General features: G+C 57.9%; 17 protein-coding genes. 4 read left to right on the plus strand and 13 right to left on the minus strand.

Features of this window, described 5'->3' with window-relative positions; translation table 11 throughout:
• Positions 1–161 precede the first annotated feature (161 nt).
• A complete protein-coding gene (gene asd / locus FZF21_RS20420) occupies positions 162–1,265 on the minus strand; it encodes an aspartate-semialdehyde dehydrogenase (RefSeq protein ID WP_003861575.1) in 1,104 nt (367 codons plus the stop codon).
• Between the two features lie 178 nt (positions 1,266–1,443).
• Here asd and yhgN point away from each other — a divergent pair, with 178 nt between their 5' ends.
• Both yhgN and FZF21_RS20430 read left to right on the plus strand, forming a co-directional pair.
• Complete coding sequence (gene yhgN, locus FZF21_RS20425; protein ID WP_003861574.1) at positions 1,444–2,037, plus strand: NAAT family transporter YhgN; 594 nt, start codon at positions 1,444–1,446, stop codon at positions 2,035–2,037.
• A 394-nt stretch (positions 2,038–2,431) separates the two neighbouring features.
• Positions 2,432–2,878, plus strand: coding sequence for a hypothetical protein (locus FZF21_RS20430; RefSeq protein ID WP_032655370.1), 447 nt, complete (start codon positions 2,432–2,434; stop codon positions 2,876–2,878).
• 153 nt (positions 2,879–3,031) lie between these two features.
• Here the strand turns inward: FZF21_RS20430 and gntU are convergent, their stop codons facing one another.
• From gntU to FZF21_RS20455, 5 genes are all read right to left on the minus strand, one after another.
• Positions 3,032–4,372 carry a gluconate transporter gene (gene gntU / locus FZF21_RS20435; protein WP_014833577.1) on the minus strand — a complete coding sequence of 447 codons (1,341 nt, stop codon included), beginning with the start codon at positions 4,370–4,372 and terminating at the stop codon, positions 3,032–3,034.
• Positions 4,373–4,375: 3 nt separating this feature from the next.
• On the minus strand, positions 4,376–4,903 hold the full coding sequence (gene gntK, locus FZF21_RS20440; protein WP_003861569.1) for a gluconokinase: 528 nt from the start codon (positions 4,901–4,903) through the stop codon (positions 4,376–4,378).
• A gap of 126 nt (positions 4,904–5,029) precedes the next feature.
• Positions 5,030–6,025 carry a gluconate operon transcriptional repressor GntR gene (gene gntR, locus FZF21_RS20445; protein ID WP_003861567.1) on the minus strand — a complete coding sequence of 332 codons (996 nt, stop codon included), beginning with the start codon at positions 6,023–6,025 and terminating at the stop codon, positions 5,030–5,032.
• Between the two features lie 91 nt (positions 6,026–6,116).
• A complete protein-coding gene (locus FZF21_RS20450; RefSeq protein ID WP_003861565.1) occupies positions 6,117–6,812 on the minus strand; it encodes a pirin family protein in 696 nt (231 codons plus the stop codon).
• A gap of 123 nt (positions 6,813–6,935) precedes the next feature.
• Complete coding sequence (locus tag FZF21_RS20455; protein ID WP_017693850.1) at positions 6,936–7,973, minus strand: oxidoreductase; 1,038 nt, start codon at positions 7,971–7,973, stop codon at positions 6,936–6,938.
• A gap of 310 nt (positions 7,974–8,283) precedes the next feature.
• Between FZF21_RS20455 and yhhY the strand changes: the two genes are divergently transcribed.
• On the plus strand, positions 8,284–8,772 hold the full coding sequence (gene yhhY / locus FZF21_RS20460; protein WP_015571463.1) for an N-acetyltransferase: 489 nt from the start codon (positions 8,284–8,286) through the stop codon (positions 8,770–8,772).
• 87 nt (positions 8,773–8,859) lie between these two features.
• On the opposite strand, the gene ggt is transcribed toward yhhY, so the two are convergent.
• Positions 8,860–10,605 carry a gamma-glutamyltransferase gene (gene ggt / locus FZF21_RS20465; protein WP_072134592.1) on the minus strand — a complete coding sequence of 582 codons (1,746 nt, stop codon included), beginning with the start codon at positions 10,603–10,605 and terminating at the stop codon, positions 8,860–8,862.
• A gap of 122 nt (positions 10,606–10,727) precedes the next feature.
• Here ggt and FZF21_RS20470 point away from each other — a divergent pair, with 122 nt between their 5' ends.
• Positions 10,728–11,099 (plus strand): DUF2756 family protein, encoded by a 372-nt coding sequence (locus FZF21_RS20470; RefSeq protein ID WP_047736910.1) that lies wholly within the window; start codon positions 10,728–10,730, stop codon positions 11,097–11,099.
• Here the strand turns inward: FZF21_RS20470 and ugpQ are convergent.
• The 6 genes from ugpQ to livF form a co-directional block, all read right to left on the minus strand.
• Positions 11,089–11,829 carry a glycerophosphodiester phosphodiesterase gene (gene ugpQ, locus FZF21_RS20475; RefSeq protein ID WP_047736907.1) on the minus strand — a complete coding sequence of 247 codons (741 nt, stop codon included), beginning with the start codon at positions 11,827–11,829 and terminating at the stop codon, positions 11,089–11,091. The two genes, FZF21_RS20470 and ugpQ, sit on opposite strands and share 11 nt — an antisense overlap.
• On the minus strand, positions 11,826–12,896 hold the full coding sequence (locus FZF21_RS20480) for a sn-glycerol-3-phosphate import ATP-binding protein UgpC (RefSeq protein WP_047716452.1): 1,071 nt from the start codon (positions 12,894–12,896) through the stop codon (positions 11,826–11,828). The genes ugpQ and FZF21_RS20480 overlap by 4 nt, the downstream gene beginning before the upstream one ends.
• Before the next feature lies 1 nt (position 12,897).
• Positions 12,898–13,743, minus strand: coding sequence for a sn-glycerol-3-phosphate ABC transporter permease UgpE (ugpE, locus tag FZF21_RS20485; protein WP_047736906.1), 846 nt, complete (start codon positions 13,741–13,743; stop codon positions 12,898–12,900).
• Positions 13,740–14,627, minus strand: coding sequence for a sn-glycerol-3-phosphate ABC transporter permease UgpA (gene ugpA / locus FZF21_RS20490; protein WP_003861551.1), 888 nt, complete (start codon positions 14,625–14,627; stop codon positions 13,740–13,742). Before ugpA ends, ugpE begins: the two co-directional genes overlap by 4 nt.
• A gap of 157 nt (positions 14,628–14,784) precedes the next feature.
• Positions 14,785–16,101, minus strand: a complete 1,317-nt coding sequence (ugpB, locus tag FZF21_RS20495; RefSeq protein WP_023304564.1) for a sn-glycerol-3-phosphate ABC transporter substrate-binding protein UgpB — start codon at positions 16,099–16,101, stop codon at positions 14,785–14,787.
• A gap of 247 nt (positions 16,102–16,348) precedes the next feature.
• Positions 16,349–17,062, minus strand: coding sequence for a high-affinity branched-chain amino acid ABC transporter ATP-binding protein LivF (livF, locus tag FZF21_RS20500; protein WP_015571469.1), 714 nt, complete (start codon positions 17,060–17,062; stop codon positions 16,349–16,351).

Here is a 17,062-nt window from a genome sequence, read left to right on the forward strand (position 1 = left end):
AATCCTCTCTGCTCCGCCCTACCCTCAGGTGAGAAATAAATCTTCCTTAAAGCATAGCCAACGTCGTGGGTCCTCCTGATAAAAAATAAGACATCTGCGTTTTACTCCATGTAGTACGCAAAAAAAGGGGGTGACAATCACCCCCCGTGTTTAACAAATTATTACGCCAGCTGGCGCAGCATACGGCGCAGCGGCTCGGCTGCACCCCACAGCAGCTGATCGCCAACGGTGAACGCGGAGAGGTACTCCGGCCCCATGTTCAACTTGCGCAGACGACCAACCGGGGTGGTCAGCGTGCCGGTAACGGCTGCCGGGGTCAGTTCGCGCATGGTGATATCGCGATCGTTTGGCACCACTTTCGCCCACGGGTTGTGTGCGGCCAGCAGCTCTTCCACGGTCGGAATAGACACATCTTTTTTCAGTTTAATGGTGAAGGCCTGGCTGTGGCAGCGCAGCGCGCCGATACGCACACACAGACCGTCAACCGGAATGGTGTTCGCGGTGCCGAGGATTTTGTTGGTCTCAGCCTGGCCCTTCCACTCTTCGCGGGTCTGGCCGTTATCCAGCTGTTTGTCGATCCACGGGATCAGGCCACCGGCCAGCGGTACGCCAAAGTTATCCACCGGCAGCTCGCCGCTGCGGGTGAGCTGAGTGACTTTACGCTCGATGTCGAGGATGGCGGACGCCGGGTCTGCCAGCTCGGCAGCGACGCTCTGGTGCAGCTGGCCCATCTGGGTCAGCAGCTCACGCATATGACGCGCGCCGCCGCCGGACGCCGCCTGGTAGGTCGCCACGGAGACCCACTCCACCAGATCCTGTGCGAACAGGCCGCCGAGGGACATCAGCATCAGGCTGACGGTGCAGTTACCGCCAACAAAGGTTTTCACGCCGTTGTTCAGGCCGTCTGTGATGACGCCCTGGTTAACCGGGTCAAGAATAATGATGGCATCGTCTTTCATGCGAAGCGAAGAGGCCGCATCAATCCAGTAGCCCTGCCAGCCGCTTTCACGCAGCTTCGGATAGATTTCGTTGGTATAATCGCCGCCCTGGCAGGTCACAATAATGTCGAGTGCCTTCAGCGCTTCCAGATCGTAAGCATCCTGCAACGTGCCTGTGGTACCCCCAAAGGACGGTGCAGCCTGGCCGAGCTGGGAAGTGGAGAAGAAGACCGGGCGGATGGCGTCGAAATCGCGCTCTTCAACCATGCGTTGCATGAGTACAGAGCCGACCATACCGCGCCAGCCGATAAAACCAACGTTTTTCATAGCATTTTTTTCCTGCAAGGGGTGTGTGCTGATTGTGCAAGCCAGTATTGAACTGGGATATGCTTCACATTACAAAATGCTGCCAAAGTCGCAAGCGAAATTAATCGATGATTGCCCGGCAATCAGAAAAAGTGCTAATCATCGCAATGACCACAATAAGTATCAGGGATAATTTAAGATGAGTGAAATCATTTCCGCAGCGGTTTTATTGATCCTGATTATGGATCCGCTCGGTAATCTGCCGATCTTCATGTCGGTGCTGAAGCATACCGAGCCGAAGCGCCGCCGGGCGATCATGATCCGCGAGCTGCTCATCGCCCTGCTGGTGATGTTTATCTTCCTGTTCGCCGGTGAAAAAATCCTCGCTTTCCTGAACTTACGCGCCGAAACGGTCTCCATTTCCGGCGGGATCATTTTGTTCCTGATTGCTATTAAGATGATTTTCCCGAGCGCGGAGGGCAGCAGCAGCGGCCTGCCTGCGGGTGAAGAGCCGTTTATCGTGCCGCTGGCAATTCCGCTGGTCGCCGGGCCAACGATTCTGGCGACGCTGATGCTGCTGTCGCATCAGTATCCGAATCAGATGAGCCATCTGGTGATTGCCCTGCTGATCGCCTGGGGCGGGACGTTTATTATCCTGTTGCAGTCGTCGCTGTTCCTGCGCCTGCTGGGTGAGAAAGGGGTAAACGCCCTGGAGCGCCTGATGGGGCTGATTCTGGTGATGATGGCGACGCAGATGTTCCTGGACGGGATCCGGGCGTGGATGAAAGGGTAGGTAAAAGCAAAACGGCAATCTTCGATTGCCGTTTTTAGTGTTTGCCCCCTCTCCCCGTGGGAGAGGGTCGGGGTGAGGGCATCAGGCCGCACCCTAAAATAATATTTCGTTTTGCGAGCCGCCTTCCAGAGCCTCTCTTGCCACTCCGCCCCCAACGCAGTATCTTCTTGCCGCGCCTGCAAAATCAGGCGTCAGGGTTGGTCCCCTGTTATCCTCATCCGCGATGAATCTCTTTTTATCGCGCAGTCAGTTACACTTCAATGGTGGGCTGGACGGTGGCGCCGCAAGGCGCGCCGGTAGCTGATGAGGCCGGTAGGACCAACTCCGTTCAGTCCATCACCAGTGAGGTTGGTCCCTCCAAAGATGGTCAACTCAACTCATTAGAGGCTGTCTTATGACTACTCCCCCTAACTTTTCTCACACTTTATTTACTACCCCGTTCGATCACACTACCGATTTCACCGAACTGGCAGACAACTGCGAGCGATTCGTAGACGTGCTGGTTGAATGTGACGATTCAGCACAAAAGATGGCGCTATGCGGACGGCTTTCCGCCTGCCTCGCCCTGCTCCAGCCCACGCTGCTTGAACCTGTTCCGGAATATCTAAAAGCCAGCCTGACGGTGGATGACCTGCCGCTGGACGTGCCGGTCTTCGAGCCGGAAGTGGATCAGTTAGGACGGTATTGCCAGTTGCTAACGCAAATGCTGTTGGCTCGAACGCTCTCGGCGAGCGATGAAAGAGTCGCAGGAGATTTGTTGCAGGATTTAGTGGGGTTTTACAGTGATACGCTGAAAGCGCCGCGCTGGTTGCGCACAAAGGAAGGCATCGTGCCGCTGTAAAAAAGCCGGGTGGCGCTTACGCTTACCCGGCCTACGGGACCTGAGGTTTTTGTAGGTCGGGTAAGGCGAAGCCGCCACCCGACAAAATACGCCCTCTGCGGCCTGATGCCCTCACCCCAGCCCTCTCCCACGGGGAGAGGGAGAAAACCGGGATTAGCTCAGCAACGTAAACGCAATCATCCCGACAATCGCACCCGTCGTGCCGAGGATGGTTTCCATCAGCGTCCAGGTTTTAAGGGTTTGCGCTTCGGTTGCGCCGGTAAATTTACCGAACAGCCAGAAGCCCGCGTCGTTCACGTGAGAAACCACAATCGAGCCACCCGCGATACAGATAGAGAGCGCCGCCATCTGCGCACCGGAGTAGTTCAGCTGTTCAATCACCGGCATCACCAGACCCACGGCGGTTAAGCACGCTACGGTCGCGGAGCCCTGAATGATACGTACCGCCGCGGCCAGCACGAAACAGGTGACTGCAATCGGCAGCCCCATCCCGGTCAGCGCTTCACCCAGCGCCGGGCCAACGCCGGAATCCACGAGCACCTGCTTAAACACGCCGCCCGCCCCGATCACCAGCAGGATAATCCCCGCCGGTTGCAGCGCGGCACCACAGATCTCCATCACGCGGTCTTTCGGCATGCCCTGACGCATCGCCAGGCCGTAAATTGCTACCAGACACGCCACCAGGATCGCGGTGAACGGATGACCAATAAATTCGAACCATTCGTAAGCGGTTGACCCCACCGGCACAAAGCGCGCAGCGATGGTTTTCAGGCCCACCAGCACCAGCGGCAGCAGGATCAGCGACAGACTGAAGCCGAAGGATGGCATTTTGCCCTCGCCCAGGTGCGGCTCGGTGATGTCATCCGGAATGTGCAGCTCAACGTAGCGGCTGATGAAGTTGCCCCACAGCGGACCGGCGATAATCATCCCCGGAATTGCCGCGCACAGGCCAATCAGGATCATCCAGCCAAAGTCAGCATGCATCTGGGAGGCCAGCAGCATCGGCGCAGGCCCCGGCAGCAGGAACGCCGCCGCAGCCGCCACGCCCGCAAACAGCGGAATGACCAGCTTCACGAGGTTGGTACCAGTATGCCGCGCCATGGAGAACGCCACGCTAATCAGCAGCACAACGGCCACTTCAAAGAACAGCGGCAGCGCGCAAATCAGACCGGCCAGACCAATCGCGTAGTGCGCACGGCTGTGCCCGAAGGATTTCAGCATCTTGACCGCAATCTGATCGACCGCGCCCGTCTCGTGCAAAATCTTGCCAAACATCGCGCCCAGCGCCACCACAATGGCCAGGAAGCCGAGCGTGCCGCCCATCCCTTTTTCCATCGTCGCCGCGATTTTGTCGAGCGGCATGCCGGAAAAGAGACCGGCACCAATAGAAACCACCATCAAAGCCACAAAGGCGTGCATACGCGCCTTCATCACTAAAAACAGCAGCAGCAATACGGAACCCACTGCTGTCAAAACTAGCGTTAATGTACTCAAAACTTACTGCCTTTTATTAATAACCTCGATGGTGCTGGCTACAACACCTTCCAGCGGCTGATCGATATCAACCACTAAGACATCCTGCTCGTCAGCACCCGGCTCCTGCAACGCTTCGAACTGCGTGACCAGCATCTGGGTTTTGAAGAAGTGGCCTTTACGCGCCTTCAGGCGGCTTTCAATCACCCCGAAATCACCTTTCAGGTAGATGAAAGAGAGGTTCGGGTTGCCGTCGCGCAGCAGGTCGCGATAGGTTTTTTTCAGCGCGGAACAGACGATCAGGGAGACTTTATTGGTGCGCTGCATCGCGAACGCGGCGTCATTCAGCGCCTGCAACCATGGTTTGCGGTCGTCGTCGTTCAGCGGCTCGCCGGAAGCCATTTTCATGATGTTGCTGCGCGGATGGAGGAAGTCACCATCAAGAAACGCAGCCTGGAGTTGATGCGCCACTTCGCTCGCCACGGCAGATTTACCGCTACCGGACACGCCCATCAGGACGTAAACGTGGTGATCGTGATTAGTCGTGCTCAAAGGGTGTCCCTCAGTCAATTGTTACGGGTAACAGTTATCGGTAACATTGTCCTGCCGGGGCATATGAGAAGCAATATCCAAACGTGCGCGAAGTGAATAAGTGTGAGCTACTTCAAATTTGTCGGATTAAATAGATCCACCCGGTGACAAGGTGAAACCTAAATCTAACATTTTCGGGGTAACTGCCTCACCACGAATGCGCGCCAGCAGGCGCTCTGCGCCAATGCGGCCCATGCGTTCACGCGGGGTCAGGACGCTCGCCAGACGCGGCTCCATCACCTGGCCAATGTCGTGGCCGTGGAAGCCGGCAATCGCCATATCATCCGGGATTTTTAAACCCAGACGCTGGCACTCAAACGCGGCGCCGACCGCAAGGTCATCGTTGGTGCAGAAAATACCGTCCAGTTGCGGATACTCGCGTCGCGCCTGACGCATCAGCTCAATACCCGACGTGTAAGAAGAAGATTGCTCCACCATCACGCTGTACGGGGTCAAACCGGCGTCGAGCATCGCCTGCTCGTATCCCTTCTGTTTGATGATAGTACGTTCATCCAGACGCGCACCCAGATAGGCCACATGGCGATGACCGCGGGCGATGATCGCCGCCGTCATCTGACGCGCCGCTTCAAAGTTATCGAACCCCACGGCGATGTCGAGGCACGGCGACTGGCTGTCCATCAGTTCCACCACCGGAATGCCTGCCACTTCAATCATTTTCAGCGTGCGCGGGGTGTGAGTACGTTCCGTTAAAATCAGGCCGTCGATGTTCCAGGAAAGCATCGATTCAAGACGTTCCTCTTCCAGTTCCGGCTTGTACCCGTAGTGGGCGAGCATGGTCTGATAGCCAAACGCATCGGTGACGCTTTCAATGCCACGCAGCACTTCGGCGAATACCTGGTTGGTTAAGGAAGGAAGCAGGACGCCCACCGCACGGCTGGTCGCATTGGAGAGAATATCGGGCGCGCGGTTGGGGATATAACCCAGTTCATCAAGGGCGGCGGCAATCTTGCCACGCAACGCCACGGAAACCTGTTCCGGGTTACGTAAAAAACGGCTGACCGTCATTTTGGTCACACCGACGCGATCGGCGACATCCTGAAGTACGGGGCGTTTCTTTTTCATCGTCCTGAGAAATCTTGAAGTGAGAGATTTGCTCAGTTTATCACGGACAAAGCTCAACCTTCCCCGTTTAAAGGGAAGGTTGAGAAATTATTTAGACCGGCGGCAGGTCAAACAGCAGAATTTCACTTTCGCTGTCGGCATGCACGGAGAGCGCCTGCTCATCCCAGACTGCCAGGCCATCGGCGGTTGTCGCTTTGGTGCCGTTGATGGACACTTCACCTTTCACCACCTGGATCCACACGCGGCGGTTAGCGGCAATCTGGTGTACAGACTGTTCATCTTTCGCCAGCGCCCAGCGGTACAGCTCCATATCCTGATGCACTTTCAGGGAACCTTCACGCGCATCCGGGGACAGCACCAGCTGTTTGCCCTGTTTCGCGTCGAAGCGGCGCTGCTCGTAGCGTGGCGTGATGCCGGTCTCTTCTGGAATGATCCAGATTTGATACAGGTGCAGTTTTTCCGTTTTGCTCGGGTTGTACTCAGAGTGACGCACCCCGGTACCCGCGCTCATAATCTGGAACTCGCCCGCCGGAACCTGCTCTTTGTTGCCCATGCTGTCCTGGTGCTCAACCGCCCCTTCCAGCACATAGGTCAGGATTTCCATGTCTTTGTGCGGGTGGGTACCGAAGCCCTGGCCTGCATCAATCACGTCGTCGTTAATGACGCGCAGTGCGGAGAAGCCCATAAAGTTCGGGTCGTAGTAGTCGGCAAACGAGAATGAATGCCATGAGTCCAGCCAGCCATGATTCGCGTGACCACGTTCGTTTGCTTTGCGTAAGTAGATCATTGTTTTCACCCTCAGTTCGTTTCGATGGAGTAAGTGTGGACGCAAACGCCCTGGGATCATAGAGGGTGAAAATTGACTCCTCTGTTCAAAAATTTAGAACAAGCGCAGAGGAGCCGTTTTTGCTTATCTGGCGAGGGTTACCGTGGCAGGCGAGGCCTGCTCGAAGGCCCGTTCAAGGATTTCCAGATTGGTCAGAACGTCAGATTCCTTGACATAATTCGGCGCGCCGGTGGTGAGGGTGTCATACAGCGCATCGTAGACGCGTCCATAGTCGCCCGTTTCCGGCTTCAGCTCTTCCCTGACCGCCAGGCCCTCGTCGTTCACGTACTCCAGCACGCCCACGGAATCATCTGCCGCAAAGCCCGGTTCACCCGGCATGATATTGGCCTTCAGGCTGGTCTCCTGTTGGTCAATACCGTACTTGATAAAGGAGCCTTTCTTGCCGTGAACGATAAATTTCGGGTAGTCGATTTTCACCAGATGGCTGGTTTTTACGATGGCTTTGAGATCGCCGTAGAACAGCTGCGCTTCAAAGGTATCGTCCGGGTTGGCCTTATTGCGCAGGCTGCGGATGTCATACGCCACGTGGTCCGGGCGGCCAAACAAGGAGATGATCTGGTCCATGGTGTGCACGCCCAGACCATAGAAGGAGCCATCCTGCGGCAGGCCGGGCTGGGTTTCCGCCACCGGTCGGTAGTAATCGAAGTGGCTTTCGATTTCCACGATCTCGCCGAGTTTGCCGCTTTCAATTGCCTTTTTTGCCGTCAGGAAGCAGCTGTCAAAGCGACGGTTCTGGTACGGCGTGACGGTCAGCCCTTTGCTTTTCGCCAGCGCGAACAGCTCCTTCGCTTCGGCGATGGTCGGGGTGAACGGTTTTTCCACCAGCACGTTTTTACCCGCTTCCAGCGCGCGTTTCGCGTAGTCAAAGTGGCTGTCGGCGTGGGTACAGACCACCACCAGCTTCACCTGCGGGTCGTTAAGCACCTCATCAAGATCGCTGGTGAAATGAATATGGGAATACTGCGGAGACTGCTCTTCTGGCTTCGCGCGGCGGCGATAGATATGGGCCACGTGCCAGGTCTCTTTTCGGTTAAGAACATACGGAAGGTGGTAACGCGTGGTGCTTTTGCCAAATCCAATAAATGCACAATGTAGTGTCATGGCTCAGTCCTTTTGGAAGGTTACTGAGTTTTACCATAGCGCATGTTTTGCCCTCACCCCAGCCCTCTCCCACAGGGAGAGGGAGAAAAAGGGCAAAAAAAAGCCAGCGAGAAGCTGGCTAAAGTAATACTGGAAGCAATGTGAGCAATGTCGTGCTTTCAGGTTCCCGTAGGAGGTCTTCCTGAATGCAGAGCAATAATAATCATTCTCATTCGCACTTGTCCAACACTTTTTGCAAAAAATAGCGATTGACTCAACTTTTAAAGTCACTGATGTTGGAGGGGACTTTTAACTGACTGAGGAACAAGGAATGAGTGAGATAGTGATACGCCACGCTGAACCGAAAGATTACGACGCCATTCGTCAGATCCACGCCCAGCCGGAGGTGTACCACAACACGCTACAGGTTCCTCATCCTTCAATGGAAATGTGGCAAATGCGGCTAGGCGAACAGCCGGGCATTAAACAGCTGGTTGCCTGCATTGATGATATCGTGGTCGGCCACCTCACCATTGATGTCGCCCAGCGACCACGCCGCAGCCACGTTGCAGATTTCGGTATCTGCGTTGGCGCGCAGTGGCATAACCGCGGCGTGGCCAGCGCACTGATTCGCACCATGATCGATATGTGCGACAACTGGCTGCGCGTCGACCGCATCGAGTTAACGGTGTTTGTGGATAACGAACCGGCAATCGCGGTGTACAAAAAGCACGGGTTTGAGATTGAAGGCACCGGCAGGCGCTACGCCCTGCGCAACGGCGAGTATGTGGATGCGTATTATATGGCGCGTATGAAGTAGTTTGTTGCCGGGTGGCGGCTTCGCCTTACCCGGCCTACGTTCGTGCCGTTGTAGGCCCGGTAAGCGCAGCGCCACCGGGCAAAAAAATCAATACCCCGCCGTTAAATCATCCACCGAACGCGGGTCCGATGCGCCAAACAGCGCCCCGTCCGGCCCGACCATAATGCTCTGGGTGCTGCCCATCGCCTCCTTCACCGCCACCTTCTGCCCGCGCTGCTCAAGCAGCTTGAGGGTGTCCGGGCTAAAGCCCTTCTCCACGCGCAGCTCGTCCGGCAGCCACTGGTGGTGGAAACGCGGCGCATTGGTCGCTTCGGCGACGTTCATCCCAAAGTCGATACTGTTCACCACCATTTGCAGCACGGTTGTGATAATCCGGCTCCCGCCAGGGCTGCCGGTCACCAGCCAGGTTTTGCCGTCTTTCACCACGATGGTGGGCGACATGGACGACAGCGGGCGCTTCTTCGGCCCGACCGCATTCGCATCGCCGCCGACCAGGCCGTAGACGTTCGGCACGCCCGGTTTGGCAGAGAAATCATCCATCTCGTTGTTCAGCAAAATGCCGCTGTTGCCCGCCACAATCCCGGTGCCGAAGGTGGTGTTAAGCGTGTAAGTTACCGCCACCGCGTTACCGTCTTTATCCACCACCGAGAAATGGGTGGTCTGGTTACTTTCATACGGCGCCAGCTTGCCGGGGCGGATCTCGCTCGACGGCTTCGCCTTGTTGATGTCGATCTCGTCGGCAATCGATTTGGCATAGGCTTTGTTGGTCAGCGCCTGCCACGGCACCTTCACGAAGTCCGGATCGCCAAGGTATTCCGAGCGGTCAGCGTAGGCGCGCTTCTCCGCCTCCGCCATCACCTGCATGGCATCGGCGCTACCGAAGCCGAACTTGTGCATATCGAAGTTTTCCAGAATATTGAGGATCTGCACGATGTGAATCCCCCCGGAGGACGGCGGCGGCATGGAGAAGACCTCGTAGCCGCGATAGGTGCCGCTGATCGGCTCGCGCTCCACCGCCTTATATTCCGCCAGATCCGCTTTGGTGATCAGCCCGCCGTTCTTCTGCATCTCATCGGCAATCTGATCGGCAATCGGCCCCTTATAGAAGGCGTCCGGACCGTTTTCGGCAATCAGTTCGAGACTTTTTGCGAGATTCTTCTGCACCAGCTTATCGCCCTTCTTCAGCGGCTCGCCGTCTTTCCAGAAGATAGCCTTGCTGTTCTCATGATTGGGAATAACTTCGCTGCCGTAGGTTTTGAGGTCGTCCGCCAGCGCGTCGTTGACGACGAAGCCGTCGCGCGCCAGCTTGATGGCAGGCTGCACCACTTTATTCAGAGGCAGCGTGCCGTATTTTTCCAGCGCCAGCGAGAACCCCGCAACGGTGCCCGGCGTGCCGGAGGCAAGGTGCGAGGTCAGAGATTTTTTACTGTCCGGATTGCCCTGATCGTCGAGGAACATATCGCGGGAGGCCTGATTCGGCGCCATCTCACGGAAGTCGATGGCCGTGGTTTTACCGTCTTTGGTGCGCAGCATCATAAACCCGCCGCCGCCCAGGTTCCCCGCCTGTGGATGCGTCACCGCCAGCGCATATCCCACCGCGACCGCCGCATCCACCGCGTTACCGCCCTGCTTAAGAATATCGACGCCCACCTGCGTTGCCAGCGCGTCAACCGAGGCCACCATGCCGTGCGTCGCCCGCACGGGGTGAAAAACATCCTCCTCCACGCCGTAAGAGACCGGTGGAGCGGCGGGCGGGTTGGCCGCTACGGTAAATGTGCCGCCTGCCATCAGCGCAGCGATGGCGACCCAGCGCAAAAAGGTTGGTTTCATCATTATTGTTCTCCAGGTGAAGGGGTCCATATTCCCCGCTTAAGCCTGGTTCACAACTCTTAAAAAATCATCGTTATGCCGGAATCAGGGTAAACTTAAGAGAAGCCTCAAAGGAGGAGATAACCATGAAACGATTACTGATCCTGATCGCGCTGCTTCCGTTCGCCGCGCTCGCACAGCCAATCAACACCCTGAACAACCCGAACCAGCCGGGCTACGTCATTCCGAGCCAGCAGCGTATGCAGACGGAGATGATGAGCCAGCAACAGCAGCAGAAAGGGATGCTCAATCAGCAGTTAAAGACGCAGACCCAGGTGCAGCAGCAGCACCTGCAAAACCAGATGAATACCAACACCCAGCGCGTGCAGCAGGGCCAGATGCGGGAGCAGCCGCTGCCAAACTCAAACGGTGGGATGTTAGGGGGCGGGGTGTCGCAAAGCAGCGGTCAGCAGCACATGCTGCCGACCCAGCAGAACGGCAGTATGCTTAATAAATAAAGTTCGGCCCGATCTGGTCAATCGCATCGGTACAGATGCTGTCCACGCCCCAGCGCAGCAGCTCGGCTGCACGCTGGGGTTTATTGACGGTATACACCAGGATATGCAGACCGGCCTCCTTCAACAGCGTCACGCGCACTTCATCCAGCAGCTTATGGTTGAGGTGGATCGACACGCAGCCTAAGCCAGTCGTCAGCGCGCGCCAGTCTTCTCGCCACTCATCCAGCAGCAGCCCGCGCGGCAACTCCGGTACGGCAGCCTGTGCGGCTTCCAGCGCGTCGATGTCAAACGACGACAACAGCGGCGGGGTCATCCCTTCCCACAGCTCGCGCGCGGCGAGGGCAATCACTTTACCCGTCAGCGGCCCGGTGCCGGTGGTCGGTTTGATTTCGATGTTGGCCATCATGCCGTGTTGACGACAGCGGTCCGCCACTTCCGCCAGCAGCGGCAGCGGTTCGCCTTTAAATTCGCCGCTGTACCAGCTGCCGGCGTCCACCTTCAGCAGGTCACGCCACGGCAGTTCACCTGCCACGCCCCAGCCGTTGCTGGTGCGTTCGAGGTTGTCGTCGTGCAGCAGGAAAATTTCGCCGTCCTTCGACAGCTTGGCGTCGAATTCGATCATCGTGTGGCCGTAGCGCGCGCCAACGTCAATTGCCGCCAGGGTGTTTTCCGGCGCCAGTTTACCGCCGCCCCGGTGGGCGACGATGTGGGGGTAAGGCCAGTTGCTCATACTCGTTGTCCTGTTTCACCGTCAAATAAGTGCAGGTGATTTTCCGGCATATGCAGCCACAGCGTGCTGCCTGCCATCGGGCGCTCCTGATGCGGCAGGCGCACCACCAGCTTTTGCTCGCCCCAGCGCCCGTGCGCCAGGTTGTCTGCGCCCAGCATCTCCAGCGTATCCATCACCAGCGGCACGCCGCCGTCCGCCTGAGACGTCAAACCAATATGCTCCGGGCGGATACCGAGCGTCATCTTACGCCCGGCGTAGCCACGATAGTACCAGTTGATCGGCAACGCCATCCCGCTTTCCAGCTCGAAGTGGGTTCCCGCCGCATTGATCCGCCCGTCCAGCAGGTTCATCGCCGGGCTGCCGATAAAGCTCGCCACAAAACGGCTGGCCGGTTTTTCGTAGACCTCCACCGGGGTGCCAATCTGCTCGGCGATGCCTTTGTTCATCACCATCACGCGCTGGGCGAGGGTCATGGCTTCAACCTGATCGTGAGTCACATAGAGGGACGTGGTTTTCAGGCGGCGATGCAGCTGCTGTAGCTCAAGGCGCATCTGCACGCGCAGTTTGGCGTCGAGGTTTGACAGCGGTTCGTCGAACAGGAATACCGCCGGGTCGCGCACGATGGCGCGCCCCATCGCCACGCGCTGACGCTGGCCGCCGGAGAGCTCGCGCGGGCGGCGCTTAAGCAGGCCGTCAAGTTCCAGAATGCGCGCGGCTTCTTTTACGCGCTCGTCGATATGACCTTTGCCCATACCGCGAATTTTCAGCCCCCAGGCCATGTTCTCTTCCACGCTCATGTGCGGATAGAGGGCATAGTTCTGGAACACCATCGCGATGCCGCGATCTTTGGGCTCCATCTCGGTGACGCGCTGGCGGTCAATCCAGATATCCCCGGACGTTACGCGCTCCAGCCCGGCCACCATACGCAGCAGGGTGGATTTTCCGCAGCCGGACGGGCCGACCATCACGATAAATTCCCCGTCCGCCACGTCGAGCGTCAGCGGCTGAATGACCTGGGTTTTACCGTCCCAGCTTTTGGTAACTGCCTGTAATTTTAAACCTGCCATCTTATTTCTCGCTATCGACCAGGCCGCGGACAAACGCGCGCTGCATGGCTAAAACAATGACTATGGGTGGGATAAGGGTGAGCAGCATCGCCGCCATCACCTGGTTCCAGAGGGTGGTGCCTTCGCCGGTGGCGATCATGCCTTTAATGCCTGCCACGGCGGTGCCGAGGTTGACGTCCTGAACGATCAGCAACGGCCACAGGTACTGGTTCCAGCCGTAGATAAAGGTGATCACAAACAGCGCCGCGAGGTTGGTTTTCGACAGCGGCAGCACGATGTCGCGGAAGAAGCGCATCGGCGAGGCCCCGTCGATGCGCGCGGCTTCAATCAGCTCATCCGGCAGGGTCATAAAGAACTGGCGGAACAGGAAGGTGGCGGTCGCCGAGGCCATCAGCGGCAGGGTTAAGCCCGCGTAGCTGTCGAGCATCTTCAGGTTGGCGATCACCTCCACCGTCGGGAAGATACGCACCTCTACCGGCAGCATCAGGGTGATGAAAATCATCCAGAAAAACAGGTTACGCAGCGGAAAGCGGAACCAGACGATGGCAAACGCTGAGAGCATCGACACCGTAATTTTGCCGACGGTGATGCCAAACGCCATGATGAAGCTGTTGAGCATCATCAGCCAGAACGGCGCGCTGTTGGCGCCCACGCCCTGGGTCCAGATAGTTTTCATGTTCTCGAAAAGATGCCCGCCTGGGATCAGCGTCATCGGCGTGTCGAACACCGCTTTGGTGTCCAGCGTGGCGGCGACGAAGGCCACGTACAGTGGGAACAGGATGACGATAATCCCTAAAATCAGCATGGTATGGCTGAAAATCGTCAGCCCGCGACGGTTCTCAATCATTGGTAGCGCACCTTACTTTCGACATAGCGGAACTGCACCACCGTGAGGATGATGACGAGGAACATCAGCACCACCGACTGCGCGGCAGAAGCGGAGAGATCCAACCCCGCAAAGCCTTCGCGGTAGATCTTGTAGATCAGCGTCGTTGTCGCCTGCACCGGACCGCCTGCGGTCGCCGCGTCGATCACCGGGAAGGTATCGAAGAAGGCGTACACGAGGTTAACCACCAGCAGGAAGAAACTCACCGGGGCGATCAGCGGCAGCGACAGCCGGAAGAAGCGGCGCACCGGCCCTGCGCCGTCGATGGCGGCGGCCTCCACCAGCGAACGCGGGATAGACTGTAGCGCGGCAAAGAAAAACAGGAAGTTATAGCTGATCTGCTTCCACACCGAGGCGAACACCACCAGGAACATCGCCTGACCGCTGTTCTGAGCGTGGTTCCAGTCGTAGCCAAACTCGCCCAGGAAGTGGGTAATCAGCCCGCGCCCTGGGTTAAACAGGAAGATCCACAGCACGGCGGCCACGGCAGGAGCCACGGCGTAGGGCAGCAGCATCAGGGTCTGATACAGACGGCTGCCGCGCACCACGTAATCCACCAGCGCGGCGAAAAACAGCGACGCGACAAGACCGCTCACGGTGACCAGCGCACTGAATTTGATCGTCGTCCAGAAGGAGTCCAGGTAGTAGCTGTCGTGGAATAGCGCGGTAAAGTTGTCCAGCCCGACAAACTGGCTGGAAAGCCCGAACGGATCCACGCTTTGTACCGAGTACCACAGCGCTTCGCCCGCAGGCCAGATAAAGAAGATAACGGTGATGACCAGCTGCGGTGCGACCAACAGGTACGGCAGCCAGCGGGAACGGAACACCGGACGGGATGAGGACATTGAGATTAGGTTCCTGAACAATGCCGGGTGGCGGCTACGCCTTACCCGGCCTACAAATATTTCTCCCTCTCCCCGTGGGAGAGGGTTGGGGTGAGGGCATCAGCCCGCACGATCCCCGTAGGCCCGGATCGCTACGCGTCACCGGGCGTTTCAGCGATTACGATTTGGTCGACTGCTCAAAGCGGCGCAGCAGCTGATTCCCGCGCTCTACCGCAGCGTCCAGCGCCTGCTGTGGCGTTTTCTTACCGGTCCACACGCTTTCCAGCTCTTCATCCACGATGGTGCGGATCTGCGGCATGTTGCCCAGACGCAGGCCCTTGGTGAACGGCAACGGCGGCTTGTTCAGCATCTGGCGCGTCGCGATGTCTGCGCCCGGGTTCTTGCTGTAGAAGCCCTGCTCGCGGGTCAGGTCGTACGCGGCTTTGGTGATCGGCAGATAGCCGGTCTTCTGGTGCCACTCGGCGGCGTTTTCCGGCTTCGCCAGGAAGTCGAGGAACTCGGCCACGCCTTTGTAGGTGCCGTTGTCTTTACCCTGCATCACCCACAGGCTCGCCCCGCCGATGATGGCGTTTTGCGGCGCGCCCTTCACGTCAGCGTCGTACGGCATCATGCCCACGCCGTAGTTGAATTTGGCATAGTGACGTATATCCGCCAGCGAGCCGGACGAGGCGGTGGTAATGGCACAGTCGCCGTTGTAGAACTTCTCGGTGGATTCGTCTTTACGCCCGAAGTAGCTGAAGTCGCCCTTCTTGTTGAGTGCTTCCAGCAGCGCGATGTGCTTCACCTGCTCCGGCTTGTTGAACTCCAGCACCGCGTCGGTACCGTCGAAGCCGTTATTTTGGGTGGCAACCGGCAGCCCGTGCCAGGCGCTGAAGTTTTCAATCTGGATCCAGCCCTGCCAGCCGCTGGCGTAGCCGCACTTCATCCCCGCCGCTTTCAGCTTCGCGGTGTACTCCGCCAGATCCTGCCAGGTTTTTGGCGGCTGCTCCGGATCTAAACCGGCTTTTTTGAAGGCGTCTTTGTTGTAGTACAGCACCGGCGTGGAGCTGTTAAACGGCTGGGACAGCAGGTGGCCGGTTCTGGAATCGGTGTAATAACCGGAGACGGTCGGTACGAACTGGGATTCATCGAAGTTAATACCTGCTTCTTTGAACACTTCATACACCGGCTTGATGGCTTTGGAGGCCATCATTGTCGCGGTGCCCACTTCATAAACCTGTAACAGCGCAGGCGCGTTACCGGTACGGAAGGCGGCGATGCCCGCGCTCAGGCTCTGCTCGTAGTTGCCTTTGTACACCGGCACAATTTTGTAATCCGGGTGGGTGTCGTTGAAACGCTGCGCCAGGGAGTCAACCTCTTTACCCAACTCCCCTTCCATGGAATGCCAGAACGGAATGGTGGTCACAGCCATTGCGTTCGTCGCAAAAGCCAGACCCAGTGCCAGACCCAAAGCTGTGTGTCGTAACGATGTCATTGTCATCTCTCTTATTGTGCCGGATGCGCGATATCACGCGTTTTATGCTCGCGAGGTAACATGACATGCTCGAATGACAGAAAAATAACTGTTTGTTTACAGATAAGTGACAGCCAGGCGTCAGGGGGATGATGGTTGTGTGAAGGGGGTTAATATGAAAAAAGCCGGGTGGCGGCTGCGCCTTACCCGGCCTACATGGTATCCGTAGGCCCGGTAAGCGTAAGCGCCACCGGGCAACACAGACGGCTTAGCCTCCGAGGTACGCACTCCGCACCGCCTCGTTCGCCAGCAGCGCGTCACCGGTATCGGAGAGCACCACGCGGCCGTTCTCCAGCACGTAGCCACGGTCGGCGAGCTTCAGCGCCTGGTTGGCGTTCTGCTCGACGAGGAAGATGGTCATCCCCTCTTTGCGCAACTGCTCGATGGTATCGAAGATCTGCTGGATGATGATCGGCGCCAGGCCGAGCGACGGCTCGTCCAGCAGCAGCAGGCGCGGCTGGCTCATCAGCGCGCGGCCAATCGCCAGCATCTGCTGCTCGCCGCCGGACATGGTGCCCGCTCGCTGAATACGACGCTCCCACAGGCGCGGGAAGAGTTCGTACACCCACTTGATGCGGGTCTGGAATTCATCCCGATGGGCGAAGAAACCGCCCATCGCCAGGTTCTCTTCCACCGTCATGCGGGAGAATACGCGGCGCCCTTCCGGGACAATCGCCACCGCTTCACGCATGATCTTAGCCGTCTGCCAGTCGGTAATATCTTTGCCGTCAAACACAATCCGCCCGCTGGTGGCGCGCGGGTCGCCGCACAGGGTGCCGAGCAGCGTGGTTTTACCCGCGCCGTTGGCCCCGATCAGGGTGACGATTTCGCCCTGATTGATGTGCAGGCTGACGTCGTGCAGCGCCTGGATCTTGCCGTAGTGCGCGTTGACCTTGTCGAACGTTAACATCGCTTTTTCCAT

The organism is Enterobacter sp. LU1 (assembly GCF_008271405.2).
Lineage (GTDB): Bacteria > Pseudomonadota > Gammaproteobacteria > Enterobacterales > Enterobacteriaceae > Enterobacter > Enterobacter hormaechei_C.

Excerpts from the sequence above, each read along its gene's own strand:
- asd (WP_003861575.1), bottom strand. The coding sequence starts at position 1,265 with ATGAAAAACGTTGGTTTTATCGGCTGGCGCGGTATGGTCGGCTCTGTA.
- yhgN (WP_003861574.1), top strand. The coding sequence starts at position 1,444 with ATGAGTGAAATCATTTCCGCAGCGGTTTTATTGATCCTGATTATGGAT.
- FZF21_RS20430 (WP_032655370.1), top strand. The coding sequence starts at position 2,432 with ATGACTACTCCCCCTAACTTTTCTCACACTTTATTTACTACCCCGTTC.
- gntR (WP_003861567.1), bottom strand. The coding sequence starts at position 6,025 with ATGAAAAAGAAACGCCCCGTACTTCAGGATGTCGCCGATCGCGTCGGT.
- FZF21_RS20450 (WP_003861565.1), bottom strand. The coding sequence starts at position 6,812 with ATGATCTACTTACGCAAAGCAAACGAACGTGGTCACGCGAATCATGGC.
- FZF21_RS20455 (WP_017693850.1), bottom strand. The coding sequence starts at position 7,973 with ATGACACTACATTGTGCATTTATTGGATTTGGCAAAAGCACCACGCGT.
- yhhY (WP_015571463.1), top strand. The coding sequence starts at position 8,284 with ATGAGTGAGATAGTGATACGCCACGCTGAACCGAAAGATTACGACGCC.
- ggt (WP_072134592.1), bottom strand. The coding sequence starts at position 10,605 with ATGATGAAACCAACCTTTTTGCGCTGGGTCGCCATCGCTGCGCTGATG.
- FZF21_RS20470 (WP_047736910.1), top strand. The coding sequence starts at position 10,728 with ATGAAACGATTACTGATCCTGATCGCGCTGCTTCCGTTCGCCGCGCTC.
- ugpQ (WP_047736907.1), bottom strand. The coding sequence starts at position 11,829 with ATGAGCAACTGGCCTTACCCCCACATCGTCGCCCACCGGGGCGGCGGT.
- FZF21_RS20480 (WP_047716452.1), bottom strand. The coding sequence starts at position 12,896 with ATGGCAGGTTTAAAATTACAGGCAGTTACCAAAAGCTGGGACGGTAAA.
- ugpE (WP_047736906.1), bottom strand. The coding sequence starts at position 13,743 with ATGATTGAGAACCGTCGCGGGCTGACGATTTTCAGCCATACCATGCTG.
- ugpA (WP_003861551.1), bottom strand. The coding sequence starts at position 14,627 with ATGTCCTCATCCCGTCCGGTGTTCCGTTCCCGCTGGCTGCCGTACCTG.
- ugpB (WP_023304564.1), bottom strand. The coding sequence starts at position 16,101 with ATGACATCGTTACGACACACAGCTTTGGGTCTGGCACTGGGTCTGGCT.
- livF (WP_015571469.1), bottom strand. The coding sequence starts at position 17,062 with ATGGAAAAAGCGATGTTAACGTTCGACAAGGTCAACGCGCACTACGGC.